The organism is Oceanihabitans sp. 2_MG-2023 (assembly GCF_030547245.1).
Taxonomy (GTDB): domain Bacteria; phylum Bacteroidota; class Bacteroidia; order Flavobacteriales; family Flavobacteriaceae; genus Oceanihabitans.
On sequence record NZ_JAUOQT010000003.1, the window covers coordinates 89,825 to 103,239 of the forward strand.

General features: G+C 30.5%; 11 protein-coding genes. 1 reads left to right on the forward strand and 10 read right to left on the reverse strand.

Translation table 11 applies throughout. The features are described 5' to 3' along the window. Positions 1–5 precede the first annotated feature (5 nt). The 8 genes from Q4512_RS07025 to Q4512_RS07060 form a co-directional block, all read right to left on the reverse strand. Positions 6–1,049 (reverse strand): alpha-E domain-containing protein, encoded by a 1,044-nt coding sequence (locus Q4512_RS07025; protein WP_303423367.1) that lies wholly within the window; start codon positions 1,047–1,049, stop codon positions 6–8. Positions 1,050–1,056: 7 nt separating this feature from the next. After that, positions 1,057–2,523 (reverse strand): circularly permuted type 2 ATP-grasp protein, encoded by a 1,467-nt coding sequence (locus tag Q4512_RS07030; protein ID WP_303423369.1) that lies wholly within the window; start codon positions 2,521–2,523, stop codon positions 1,057–1,059. A gap of 285 nt (positions 2,524–2,808) precedes the next feature. Then, complete coding sequence (locus tag Q4512_RS07035; RefSeq protein WP_303423371.1) at positions 2,809–3,711, reverse strand: carbohydrate kinase; 903 nt, start codon at positions 3,709–3,711, stop codon at positions 2,809–2,811. Between the two features lie 12 nt (positions 3,712–3,723). Further along, positions 3,724–5,208 carry a mannitol dehydrogenase family protein gene (locus Q4512_RS07040; RefSeq protein ID WP_303423373.1) on the reverse strand — a complete coding sequence of 495 codons (1,485 nt, stop codon included), beginning with the start codon at positions 5,206–5,208 and terminating at the stop codon, positions 3,724–3,726. Between the two features lie 12 nt (positions 5,209–5,220). Continuing rightward, positions 5,221–6,189: an ABC transporter permease gene (locus Q4512_RS07045; RefSeq protein ID WP_303423375.1), complete on the reverse strand. Its 969-nt coding sequence runs from the start codon at positions 6,187–6,189 to the stop codon at positions 5,221–5,223. Positions 6,190–6,209: 20 nt separating this feature from the next. Further along, entirely contained in the window at positions 6,210–7,733 is a 1,524-nt protein-coding gene (locus tag Q4512_RS07050) for a sugar ABC transporter ATP-binding protein (protein WP_303423377.1), read from the reverse strand. Positions 7,734–7,748: 15 nt separating this feature from the next. Next, entirely contained in the window at positions 7,749–8,813 is a 1,065-nt protein-coding gene (locus Q4512_RS07055; RefSeq protein WP_303423379.1) for a substrate-binding domain-containing protein, read from the reverse strand. A gap of 50 nt (positions 8,814–8,863) precedes the next feature. Next, positions 8,864–9,736 carry a hypothetical protein gene (locus Q4512_RS07060; RefSeq protein WP_303423381.1) on the reverse strand — a complete coding sequence of 291 codons (873 nt, stop codon included), beginning with the start codon at positions 9,734–9,736 and terminating at the stop codon, positions 8,864–8,866. A gap of 263 nt (positions 9,737–9,999) precedes the next feature. Between Q4512_RS07060 and Q4512_RS07065 the strand changes: the two genes are divergently transcribed. Then, entirely contained in the window at positions 10,000–10,731 is a 732-nt protein-coding gene (locus tag Q4512_RS07065; RefSeq protein WP_303423383.1) for an NrtR DNA-binding winged helix domain-containing protein, read from the forward strand. A 1-nt stretch (position 10,732) separates the two neighbouring features. Here the strand turns inward: Q4512_RS07065 and Q4512_RS07070 are convergent, their stop codons facing one another. Next, positions 10,733–12,043: a DEAD/DEAH box helicase gene (locus tag Q4512_RS07070; RefSeq protein ID WP_303423384.1), complete on the reverse strand. Its 1,311-nt coding sequence runs from the start codon at positions 12,041–12,043 to the stop codon at positions 10,733–10,735. A gap of 3 nt (positions 12,044–12,046) precedes the next feature. Continuing rightward, the gene (locus Q4512_RS07075) at positions 12,047–13,387 is read right to left on the reverse strand and encodes a DEAD/DEAH box helicase (RefSeq protein ID WP_303423386.1); all 1,341 of its coding nucleotides are present in this window, start codon (positions 13,385–13,387) and stop codon (positions 12,047–12,049) included. Positions 13,388–13,415 lie beyond the last annotated feature (28 nt).

Below are 13,415 nucleotides of genomic sequence, written 5' to 3' on the forward strand. Positions count from 1 at the left end.
TTTACTTATTGTGTTTGATTTTGAGTCTCTTTTTTAGTATCTTTTTTTTCTTCAACTTTAACTTCTGCCTTTTCCTCCTCTTTGGCCACCGCTACTGTATCCGTAATATTGAAGTAATTATCCTCTAATTTTACTGCGATTAAAACTAATTTTTCAATTAAATCAGCAATAAATTCTTCTAAATTATCATTAATATCTGAAATTAGTTTGTATTCAAATTCCGCTTTCATTTTACCTATTAAAAATGCTGCAGAATCATTGGCTATTTCTTTGTTTTTAGAAATAATACAGATATACTTATATATTTGAGATAGACAATTTTTAATGGATCTTGGACATTTTTCGTTTAATATTATAAACTCTAAAGTAGTTTCTCTAGATGGTGTTTTTTTATAATAACGACGCATCATATCGTAAGTAGAGACACATTTTAAAAGTGTGGACCATTGGTAACTTCCTTCTGTGGAGTCGCCATTCAATTCTTTAGAAGCTGCAACATCACTCATTTTAGAGTTTATAATTCTAGATACTTGAATTGCTCTTTCTAAATTTACACCTAACATAATAATAGCATATACTTCGTCATGTAAAAGTGTGCTTTTTATTTTACTTCTTGCTTCTGATGTAGATTGTGTAACAATTGTTGTAAAATCATACAAGCCACTTTTTACAAATTGTTCTATAGGATATGCTTTAATAGTATGGTTAATTCTATTAATACATTCAAATAATTCTGTTGAAATTAGATCTCTAGAACTTCTGGCATTTTCGTGTGCATTTATAAATGTACTTAATATAGAGTACGGTTTTTCTTGATTTAAACCAACATTAAATAAAACAGCTTCTTCTTCTAATGTAATGTCTGCATCAATAATTTCGTTTGCAGACATATACATTACAGATCGTAAAACAAATTGTCTAGATTGTGATAATTCGTCTGGTGCATCTAATGACGAAAAATAATTGACGCTTAAAAACCTTGCTAAGTGTTCTGAACGCTCAATATATCGTCCCATCCAAAAAAGGTTATTGGCTACTCTTGCTAACATATATTCTTTATTTTTTTAAAACCCAAGTGTCTTTTGATCCGCCACCTTGAGATGAGTTTACTACTAAATTTCCTTTTTTAAGTGCTACTCTTGTTAAACCTCCTTTTAACACAAAATCGACATCTTTACCTAATAGTGTAAACGTTCTTAAATCTACATGTCTAGATTCAAAAGATTCATTTTCATCGATATACGTTGGATGAGTAGATAAGGACATAATTGGCTGTGCTATGTATTTTCTAGGTTCAGCTAAAATGGTCTTTTTAACTTTTTCTATCTCTTCTTTTGTAAGCTTATTTCCAATAGAAATACCATAACCTCCAGATTCGTCGACTGGTTTAATTACCAATTTATCAATGTTTTCTATAACGTATTTTAGTTCGTCTTTTCTACTGCAATGATAGGTATGTACATTACTTAAAATAGGTTCTTCATCTAAATAATATTTAATAATTTCTGGCATGTAAGTATATACAGCTTTGTCATCTGCAACACCAGTTCCCGGAGCATTTACTAAAGTTACATTTCCTTTTTGATATACTGAAAACAAACCAGGAACACCTAAAAGGGAATCCTTTTTAAAGACCAGAGGATCTATAAACAAATCATCTACTCGTCTGTAAATAACATCTACTTTTTCTGGTCCGTAAATAGTTCGCATGTATACAAAACCATTTTCAACAAATAAGTCTCTACCTTCTACTAAAACAACTCCCATTTGTTTTGCAAGAAAAGAATGCTCATAATATGCCGAATTATAAACTCCAGGAGTAATAATAACACAAACAGGAGCATCTACTCCATTTGGTTTTACAGACTCTATAGTTTCTAATAATCTAGCTCCATAATCTACAACCGTATGCGTATTGTATTGATTAAAAACACCAAATAATGCATGTTTAACTGCATTTCTATTACCAACTACATAACTCACACCAGAAGGACATCTAATATTATCTTCTAATACATAATAATTCCCATCCGAATGTTTGATTAAATCGGTACCTGAAATATGGTTGTAAATTCCTCCAGGAGGATCTAAACCTATCATTTGAGGTAAAAAATTAATAGAAGATTTAATTAAATCTATAGGAACAATTCCTTGTTTTATTATTTTTTGGTCATGATATAAATCCCAAAGAAAAAGGTTTAAAGCTTTACTTCTTTGTAATACTCCTTTCTCAATAGTACACCATTCTTTATTATTAATAATTCTTGGAAATAAATCGAAAGGAAATATTTGTTCTTTCACCTCTTTTTCTCCATATACCTGAAAAGTAATCCCTAAATTAAAAAAGGAATCTTTTGCTTGTTTATTTAGACGATCGAACTCATTTACAGAGTATTTTCCAAAGATTTCAAATAAGGTTTTATAAATGCTTCTAATTTCTTCATTCTTATTAAAAAGCTCGTCATAAAATCTAGAATCTAAATCGTAAGTTGAAAATAGCGGAAGTGTTTTGGTTTTTTTCAAATCTTATATTTTAGTAAATGTGAATTACATTCTCTAAAATAGTAAGATTATATTAATATATACTAACTTTTAGCTAAACATTTATTGATCGTTTACAATTTTATTACATTTATAATATTGGAGACTATTTTTGTTGTTTTAATAAAATAGATATCTAATTTACAGTTTTTTGCATCGGTTAATGAAAAAGAACTCTACCTATTTAATAAGGGGTATTTATTTAAACGAAAAAAGCTTTATGAAAAAAATCATAAAGCTTTGCATAATTGAGTTGCTATTAATCAATTATTGGTCACAAAAGATATTTTTAGGGTTAATAAACTTTGTGATTTGTTCGTTACTTATTTTTGGATTTGCTCCTTCACTTCCTGCTACTAAAGCACCAACTGCACAAGCATAATCTATTGCTTCTTGCGGATTATCTTTATCTAATAGTTTATTTATTAGTGTAGCTAAAAACGAGTCGCCAGCACCTACGGTATCCACCACTTTAATTGTATAGCCTTCATTATTATAAAATGTATCATTATAATATAAAACAGCACCTTTACTACCTTTAGTAACACAAATAGATGTTGTGTTTGTTTGTTCTGCTATGAATTTTATGTTTTCTTCTATAACATTAGAATCAAACTTTAGACTTTGGCAAATTTCATAGATTTCATCATCATTAAATTTAATAAAATCAGCTTCTTGCATCAAAAATTTTAAGATTTCAGTAGTATAAAAAGGAGCTCTAAGATTAACATCAAAAATTTTATGTTTTGCTAATTTTAAAAGCTTATATAAGGTTTTTTCTGATATAATATCTCTAGTTACTAAACTTCCATAAATAAAAGCATCTGCTTGTATTGTAGCTTCTTCAGCGGTTTTAGTATACTGAATATTATCCCATGCTCTAGGATGTTTAATTTCGTAAGTTGCAACGCCATCATTATCTAAGCTTACTTGAACTTCTCCAGTTTTAAGCGTCTCATCTATTTGCAAATTTTCTGTATTAATACCTTGACTTATACTATAAGATTCAATTAATTTTCCTTCAGAATCTTTTCCAATTCGAGTAATAATTGAGACATTATTTTCTAAAGATTGTAAACGTAGAGCAACATTTAAAGGAGCTCCTCCCATTTTTTTATTCGAAGGAAAAACATCCCATAATACCTCTCCAAAACAAACTATATTTTTCATACTAATTACTTTTTAATAAGCACTATTAATACTTTTTAAATTATCTTCAATGTTCTTATTTGTAATATCTTGATACGCTTTTACAAATACTTCAGTAAACACAGTATTCTGTTTTAAAGCTCCAAAAACCGACTCCAATTCTAAAAAGGCAATCGGATTTTGTTTTGCTTCTTTAGCTTTTTCGTTTAACTCCTGTTTAAGAGCATCTTTTATGTTTAAAACTTCACCATCTTCATTAGCACCTAAACTATAAATAGCCCAAGCAGCTGTTACAAATGCAGCCAATTGAATTGAATTATTTTTTTCTAATTGGGTTTGAATCGTTGGTAGAATAAAAATTGGAAATTTTGCAGAAGTTTCGGAACAGATACGATCAATTTGATCTTTAATATTTATATTTCCGAAGCGCTCCAACAACGATTTTTTATAGGCATCTAAATCAACACCTTCTAAATCTCCTAAAGTTGGTGTCACTTCTTCATTCATATAATGCTTTAAAAAGACTCTAATATTTGGATTATTAACTGCTTCGTCAATAGTGTTATACCCCATTAATGCACCTAAAATCCCTAATACGGAATGTCCTGCATTTAATAAACTTAGCTTCATTTTTTCATAAGGCACAACATCTGCAACAAACTGTGCTCCTACTTTTTCCCAAGCTGGTCTTCCTGCAATAAAATGATCTTCAATAACCCATTGTTTAAAAGGCTCACAAACTACTGGCCAAGCATCATCAATACCAGACGTTTCTTTTAGATGTTTAATATCCTCTGCTGCAGTTACAGGTGTAATTCTGTCTACCATTGCATTTGGAAAAGAAACGTTTTCGTTAATCCAACCTACCAATTCTGGCTCTGCTTTAGACACGTAGCTTAATAGCATATTTTGTGTCATGTGACCATTACCTTGAATATTATCGCAAGATTGAATAGTAATTCCTTTTAATCCTTGTTCTTGTCTTAATTTTAAAGCTTGTGTTAGGTAACCAAATATGGTTTTTGGTATGTTTGGATTTTCTAAATCGTGAATAATTAACGGGTTTGCAAAATCGAATTTTTTAGTCGCTTCATTATAATTATAACCACCTTCTGTAATGGTTAAAGTGATAATTTTAACCTCTGGGCTAGCCATTTTTTCAATGACTTTTAATGGATTTTCTGGAGCAAACAGACATTCTGTTATAGCACCAATAACACGTTTGGTATGTGTACCATCTAATTCTTTAACAATTAAAGTATACAAGCCATCTTGTTCCTTTAAAGTGTTGTATATTTTAGTGTCAAAATCTAATAAAGCCACACCACAAATCCCCCAATCTTTTACAGCTTCATTTTGCAACAATTGGTCTGTATAGAAGGCTTCATGCGCTCTATGAAATCCGCCAATACCAACATGTACAATACCCGTTTTAATCGTTTCTCTATTGTATTTTGGTACAGCAATTCTTTCTGAAATCTCAGAAAGGTTTTTATTATTTAATTTTAAGTTTTCCATTACAGAATATATTTATTTGCTTTCGAATCTTTGTAATAACACTGCAAAAATGATGATAGCGCCTTTAACCACTTGTTGCGGATACGAAGGAACATTTAGTAAGTTTAAAATGTTTCCTATTAATCCTAAAATAAGCACCCCCATTAAAGTATTTATTGCAGTTCCTTTTCCTCCATTTAAACTTGCACCACCAATAACTACAGCAGCAATAGCATCTAGCTCCCAAGCCATTCCCATGTTTGGAGAACCTAAATTAGTTCTAGAAGCCACAATAATAGCAGCAGTTGCAGCTAAAGCACCAGAAATAGCATAGACTAAAAACTTGTATTTATTAACTTTTATTCCAGATAAACGAGACGCTTCTTCGTTACTACCAATAGCGATAATTAATCTTCCAAAAACGTTGTATCGTAGCATTACCATAGTACAGATAACTATGATAAAAAAGACTATAGCGATATTAGGAATACCCAAAGTAGCGTTGTTTGCGAAGTCTGACATGAATTTTCCACCAACGGTTGTAAATGTAACAGGAGAACCTTTAGAGTAGATAAAACTTAAACCTCTGGCAATAGTCATTAATGCTAATGTAGCTACAAATGGAGCCATTTTTTGATAAGCAACGAGGTAACCAGAAACACTTCCTAATCCGAAACCAATAACTATAGTCATTAAAATAGCCAGTGGTAAAGCAAAAATATTAACCAAAATGGCAAAAGTGACCGCTAATAATGCTACCATTGAACCTACAGACAAATCAATACCACCTGTTAGAATAACTATGAGCATACCAATACTGATAATACCAATACCAGACACTTGTTTTAATAAGTTCGAAAGGTTTACGGAAGTAAAAAACACATCGGAAATTAATGCCGAAAAAATCACTAATAATATAAAAATGAATATCGTATTATACTTGACTAAAAACTTAAGTATTCCTCCAGGAGTACTAAGTTGTTGTTTTATTGTTAAAGCCATAACGTGAATGTTTAGTTAGTTTAATTATATTGTTTTAATGCTTCTCCAATGGAGTAACGTAAAATGTTTTCTTCTGAAAATTGTTGTTTTTGCAATTCGCCATAAATGGTACCTTCATGCATTACGAGAATACGATCTGAAATCCCCATAATTTCTGGCATGTCTGAAGATATTACAACGACACCAACTCCTTTTTTTGCAACCTCATTAATAAGGTTGTAGATTTCAATCTTTGCACCTACATCTACGCCTCTAGTTGGTTCATCAATAAAAATAACTTTACTATCAATACTTAACCATTTCGCTAAAGCTACTTTTTGTTGATTTCCACCACTAAGATTTTTCACATTAACCTCAGAGTTAGGTGTTTTGATGTTTAATTTTTCAATTAAACCTAATACCTTTTTGTATTCGTTTTCTACATTTATAAAACCTAGTTTACTAGAAATAGATTTAAAACTAGTCACACTAATATTTCTTCTTATAGATAGTGGTAAGAAAACACCTTCCTCTTTTCTATCTTCGGAAACAAAGCCAATTTGATATCCTGCAGCATCTACTGGAGAATTGGTTTTAATCTCTTTGCCTTCTAGAATTAAGGTTCCAGATTTCTTTTTATCTGCACCAAAAATCAATTTAGCAGTTTCTGTTCTTCCACTTCCACCTAAACCAGCAATACCTAGTACTTCACCTGGTTTTACATGAAAAGAAACATCATTTACCATAGTTTCCTTAGCGGTTAAGTTTTTTACTTGAAAGATTGGCACCTCTCCAATTTTAATATCCCTTTTTGGATATAAATCTTTTAATTCGCGTCCAATCATTAAATGTATCACGCCATCTTTATCTGTATCTGCAATAGGCATACTACCAGTATCAACGCCATCTCTAAGCACTGTAACGGTATCAGCTATTTTGAAAACTTCATCTAAATGATGTGATATATAAATTATAGAAATACCTTGTTCTTTTAATTTGAAAAGAATTTGAAACAGTTTTTTAACATCTTTTGGATCGAAAACTGTTGTAGGCTCATCAAGTACAAGAATTTTGGTGTCTTCTGAAATAGCTTTAGCAATTTCAACCACTTGTTTTTGCACAATACTTAAGTTTTTCACTTTAGCGGAAGCATCAATTTTAAAGTCTAAAGAATCTAATAATTCTTGAGCATCTTTAATTAAACCTTTCCAATTCATCCAAGATTTACTTGCACCTAATTTGTGTAAATAAATGTTTTCTGCAACGGATAAATCGTTTACTAAAGACAATTCTTGATAGACCACATTAATACCTAAAACCTGACCTTCATGTGTGTTTTTAGGGTTAATCACTTCACCATCTAAAACTACAGTACCTGTATCTTTTTGGTGTACACCACTTAAAATTTTAATTAAAGTAGATTTACCTGCACCATTTTCACCTAATAAAGCATGAATTTCTCCAGACTTTACTTTTAAGTTCACATCTTTAAGTACAGAAACAACACCAAAACTTTTGGAAATTCCTGACATTTCTAGACGATATTCACTTGCTGAGTTTTTCATATCTATTAGATTAAATTAAAATATCGCGTTTGGATTGTAGTACTTAGCAGCATTCTCTTTAGTAATTAATAAAGGTGCTGTGTATGATTTTTTATCAAAATCGGTTCTACCATTCATATATTCTACAGCATATTGTACTGCATTTTTACCAATTTGCACAGGACTATTCATTGCAGTACAACCATAAAAATCGGTTTCCATGATGTATTTAATCGCTTCTTTTTGTCCATCTGCACCAGCAACAATTAAAATATCATCGGTTTTACCAGCTTGTGCAATTGCTTTAATAGCACCTAACACACAAACATCCGATTCTGTAATGACTACATTAACATCTGGATGCGCTACTAAAATATCTTCCATAGCTTTAAGTCCTCCTGCATAAGACCATTCGGTATAGGCTTGTGTTTTTACATTCAAGTTAATCTTACCAAGCGTACGCAATTGTTCTTCGGTAATCCCTTGTAATAAACCTTGTTTACGTGTACGACCAACTGGGTTTCCTGCATTTCCGCTTAATAAAGCAATGTTCATAGGTTTGTTTCCAAATTTTTTAGCTAACCATTCTCCAGCTAACTCACCATTAGCTAAATTGTTAGATTGTATAGTCGTTACAAATTCTGCTTCAGGGCTTATAGAACTATCAATTATAAAAACAGGGATACCAGCAGCTTCTGCTAATTTAGTAACACCAACTAAAGCATCGGGATCTTTAGGGTTAAGAAGTAGTGCATCTACACCTTTAGTAATTAAATCTTCTACAGCAGCAATTTGCTTATTAATATCATCTTGGCCATCCGCAGATAAAAATTGCATGCCATTTTTTTCTGTAGTAGACTTTATACTTTGCCATAAAGCCTGATAATAAGGTGCATTTAATGAAGGAGAACAATAGCCTATTTTTTTACTACTAAGATCTATTTTACTTTCAAAAACATCTCCTATTTCTTCAGTATCATCATTCGTGGACTCAGAATTATTTAACTGCTCTGCACAACTATTAAGATTAAATATCCATACAATTAGTAATACTGGAAGTATTCTATTCTTTATACAGAGTGTTATCGTTTTTGTTTTCATAATCTTTAATTTATTTATTCTACAAAAAGGTTTGTTATATAGCTATACAATTAAAACAAAGTAACATCTAATTGCACTACCGTTTTTTCTTGTTCAGGATTCCACATAAGTGTAACATCTACAGGTATATTGTGTTTAAAAACTGCAAATTGTTTATTAAAAGTGGCGCCAACATTAATAATATTTCCTGCTCCTTCTGTATAAAATGTTTTATCGGTTATAAAAGACCATGCTCCTCCTGCAAATAGTGACAAACTTGAGTTTTTGTTCTGCCAAACTTTACTACTCACTTCAAAATAATGTGTCCAAGAATTTTCTAAATCCCCATTATCTTGCACTTCATAATCACCAGAACCACCTCCAATAATGGTTGCAAAATACAATAAGGTGTTAGGTGTTATATTGTAACCAAAATTAAGATCAACAAAGTTATACCCCTGTGTTTTATCATAGCTCCAATATTCTAATTTATCTCCTCTTTCTTCAACTCCTGTATAGTTATTATGTGAAACAGCTTCAATAAAGAATTTATCTGAAAATCGATATTTAGTATAAATAGATACTTCTTTATAGTATGCACTTTCATTTACTCCCGTATTAATATTTTTTACATCTACTTTAGAAAAACTTGCTCCTCCCCAAAAACCAAAAGTGAATTTTTTATTTTTTGAATTGAATTCTATGTTTGTAGCAATCATCGCCCCAGGATGCACAACAAAACCATGCCAAGTATGCATGTTTTTTAAATGCGCACCAATACTAAATGGAACATATTTGTTTTCTTCCTCCACTTCCATTTTGTCTTCCTGAGAAAATGTTACATAGGATGAAAGAAATAGCAAAGCACATAAAGTTATAAAAATAGTTTTTCTTTTTTTTTCTTTATTAAAACTTAAAATACTGAAGGTGAATAGTTTTTCCATTTTACAATAGGTTAAATAATGAATAAATTATAAAACGTCATTTTTACGTTTATTTTTCAAATGTATTATAAAAAAACTTTAAAAACCTAATTATTCTAAAAAAATATATGTTAAATTATCATTTATATATGTAAAATTGATAAAAAATTAAGGTTTTATCAATAAAAAGCACTATTATTGCTAATGTACAATTGACGTTTAATACCAATATTAATTGTTTTATGAAATTCTATTAGGAATTAATATTGAAAATTGAAAGACTTATGAAGCCCGAAAAAATATTAAATATATCTGTAGATTGCGTTGTTTTTGGATATGATGTAAATACTAAATCATTAAATATTTTATTAATAAAGCGATATTTAGAATCGAAAAATGAAGTTTTAGTAGATGACTATGTATTAACTGGTTATCATGTTTATACACATGAAACCTTAGATGATACCGCAACAAGAGTTCTAAAAGAATTAACAGGATTAACCAATCAATACAAAAAGCAATTTAAAGCCTTTGGAAATCCGAATCGTTTAACTAATGCAAAAGATGTATTATGGATAAAAAATGAAGAATTTAATTCTAGAACCATTACGGTTGCTTACTACTTTTTGTTAAAAACAGAAGATGTTGATTTAACAAACAATAAGAATAATGCGACGTGGTTTCCTGTAAATGATTTACCAGAATTGGGATTTGATCATGAGAAAATCATAAAAGAAGCATATGCAGATTTAAAAGTAAAGTGTTTATCTGAACCTATTATATTTAAGTTACTTCCGGATAAATTTACCATCAATGATGTACAAGATTTATATGAATCTATTCTAGGAATAGAAATAGACAATAGAAATTTTAGAAGAAAACTAATCAATAAAAAATATATTATCGCATTAGATGAAAAGCAAGTTGGTGTTTCAAAAAGACCAGCACAATTATATATGTTTAGTAAAGATATATATGATAAAATGTTTCAAAAAAACTATTTGATAAGTATCTAGATTAAACCAAAGTTACACGAACTTTCTTTTTCTTTAAACGTAGATTATTAACTGTATCTATTATGGAAAGTATTTTCGTTTTAGGTACAGCAACAAATGCGCAATCTTGTTTCAGTTCAATAATACCAATTTCAGATTTCTCTAGATTACATTGTTTAAAAAGTAACCCTGCAATATCGCCTTTCGATATTTTATCTTTTCTTCCCCCTGAAATGAATAAAGTAGCCCATTGGGTTTCTATTGTGGAAATTTTACCATTTGGTTTGTAAACACTTTTCGTTTCAATAAACGCTGGTAAAGTTTCATTTTCCCACTGTAAAACATAAGCTGTACCTTCGGCATTCATACGGGCTGTTCTTCCATTTCTATGTGTAAACTCTTCCGCTTTTATAGGCAATTGGTAATGAATAATATAATTTAACTCCGGAATATCTAATCCTCGAGCTGCTAAATCTGTTGCAATTATTATTTGATGTGTACCGTTTCTAAATTTTATTAAAGCTCGTTCTCTATCAATTTGTTCCATTCCTCCTTGAAAACAACCATGAGCAATATTGTTTTCGTTTAAAAAATCACTCACATATTGAATAGTATCTTTAAAATTACAGAAAACGATTCCTGGTTTATTACCAATATCCTGTAATAAATCTACTAAAGTTTGAAGCTTATTTTTAGCTGGAGAAATTACTTTTTTAATTTCTAAATTAGAGGTAACAGTATCTAAATAATCAATAATTAATTCATTTTTCAATCCTACAAAACGAGGAATTTCCATGTCTTGTGTTGCAGATGTTAAAATGCGTTTTTTAATAAAAGGTAGACTACTTATAATTTCTTTCATTTCTTTTTCGAAACCTACTTCTAGCGATTTATCAAATTCATCTAAAACAAAAGTGTTAATATCTTCAACACTAAAAGTTTCTCGACGTAAATGATCTGCAACTCTTCCAGGAGTACCAATTAAAATTGCTGGTGTATGTGCTAAATCCAATTTATCTTTACTAAAAGGTCTTCCTCCATAAACTGCATTAGCTTTAAAACCGGAGCCCATAGTGCGAATTACTTGTTCTATTTGAATCGCCAATTCGCGAGAAGGCACTAAAATTAATAACTGTACATTTTTATTATTGGTATTTAATGCCGCAATAGTTGGTAATAAGAAAGCAACTGTTTTTCCTGTTCCTGTAGGAGATAATAAAACAGTATTTGCTGTACTTGTAATGGATAACAATGCTTCTTCCTGCATAGGATTTAGCGCTTTTATTTTTAGTTTATCTAAAATATCTTGCTGTGCTTTTAAATAATGTGCCATTGCTTATTTTTTCTTTTTCTTCTTTACTACTTCTTGTTTTTCAACAATGGTATTATTATTTGCGATATAATTAGATAGTATTTTATCCACCAATTCTTCTTTAGTTAAATGATGAAAGATGGTTTTTACTTTTGCTTTAAAATCTTCAGGAATATCTCGATTTACTTTCGTTTTAAAAATTTTTCTTGCCCAAAGTAATCCATTATTTTCCTCAATACTTTTGGTATCTGCTTTTTGATATTCTTTAAAAACGATGCCTAATTCGTCTTCAAACTCTGGAATGTCTTGTACTTCATCTTGCTGTATAACGCTTAAAGACAAGCCCTTCGCTCCTGCTCTTGCTGTACGACCACTTCGGTGTACATATGCATCGTAGGTATCTGGCAAATGATAATTAACAACAAATGCTAAATCTTTTACATCAATACCACGAGCAGCCAAATCGGTAGCCACTAAAATATGAATGTGACCTTCTCGAAATTGCCCCATAATACGATCACGAATGCCTTGAGAAAGGCTTCCGTGAATAGCTCCAGAAGAGAATTTATTTATTGCTAATTTTTTTGCTAATTTATTTACTGCTGCTTTAGTTTTACAAAAAATGATTCCGCGTTTACCTTCATTGGAATTCAAGAAATGCATTAAAACATTTAATTTTTCTATAGGTTCAACAATTACATATTGATGGTCTATACCTTGATGACCAATAGTTTGCATATCTGCTTCAATAGTAATTACATTTTTAGATAAGCTATTTTGCACCAATTGCTTGATGGTTCCAGGCATAGTTGCTGTAAACAAAAGTGTTCTTCTGTCTTTTGGCAATGCTTTAATTATAGTATCCACACCTTCTTTGTGTGCGCTAACCATTTCGTCTGCTTCATCTAAAACAAAATAGGAAACAGCTTTAATCTCTATTGCATTTCTTTCCATTAAATCTGCAAGACGTCCTGGTGTAGCAACTACAATATGTGTAGTATCTTTAAGTCTTTCTATTTGTGGTTTTATAGGAATTCCCCCAAAAACACCTGCTATAGAAATCTGTAATTCTTCAGAATTAAAAGTCGATAGGCTTTTATGAATTTGTTGTCCTAGCTCTCGTGTTGGAGCTAAGATTACAACTTGAATATTCTCTTTATTTGTGTCTATTAATTGTAATAAAGGCAAACCGAAGGCTGCGGTTTTACCCGTTCCTGTTTTTGCTATTGCGACAACATCTTCTGTATTATTAAGAATTACTGGAATTGCTTTTACTTGAATATCTGTTGGAACAGTAATATTTAAGTCTGCTAAATTACTCTCTAATACATTGTTAATACCTAAACTAGAAAATGTTTTTGACATAATTTTTATTTTGTGCAAAGATAGTAGA

Excerpts from the sequence above, each read along its gene's own strand:
- Q4512_RS07060 (WP_303423381.1), bottom strand. The coding sequence starts at position 9,736 with ATGGAAAAACTATTCACCTTCAGTATTTTAAGTTTTAATAAAGAAAAA.
- Q4512_RS07070 (WP_303423384.1), bottom strand. The coding sequence starts at position 12,043 with ATGGCACATTATTTAAAAGCACAGCAAGATATTTTAGATAAACTAAAA.
- Q4512_RS07075 (WP_303423386.1), bottom strand. The coding sequence starts at position 13,387 with ATGTCAAAAACATTTTCTAGTTTAGGTATTAACAATGTATTAGAGAGT.
- Q4512_RS07045 (WP_303423375.1), bottom strand. The coding sequence starts at position 6,189 with ATGGCTTTAACAATAAAACAACAACTTAGTACTCCTGGAGGAATACTT.
- Q4512_RS07050 (WP_303423377.1), bottom strand. The coding sequence starts at position 7,733 with ATGAAAAACTCAGCAAGTGAATATCGTCTAGAAATGTCAGGAATTTCC.
- Q4512_RS07025 (WP_303423367.1), bottom strand. The coding sequence starts at position 1,049 with ATGTTAGCAAGAGTAGCCAATAACCTTTTTTGGATGGGACGATATATT.
- Q4512_RS07035 (WP_303423371.1), bottom strand. The coding sequence starts at position 3,711 with ATGAAAAATATAGTTTGTTTTGGAGAGGTATTATGGGATGTTTTTCCT.
- Q4512_RS07065 (WP_303423383.1), top strand. The coding sequence starts at position 10,000 with ATGAAGCCCGAAAAAATATTAAATATATCTGTAGATTGCGTTGTTTTT.
- Q4512_RS07040 (WP_303423373.1), bottom strand. The coding sequence starts at position 5,208 with ATGGAAAACTTAAAATTAAATAATAAAAACCTTTCTGAGATTTCAGAA.
- Q4512_RS07055 (WP_303423379.1), bottom strand. The coding sequence starts at position 8,813 with ATGAAAACAAAAACGATAACACTCTGTATAAAGAATAGAATACTTCCA.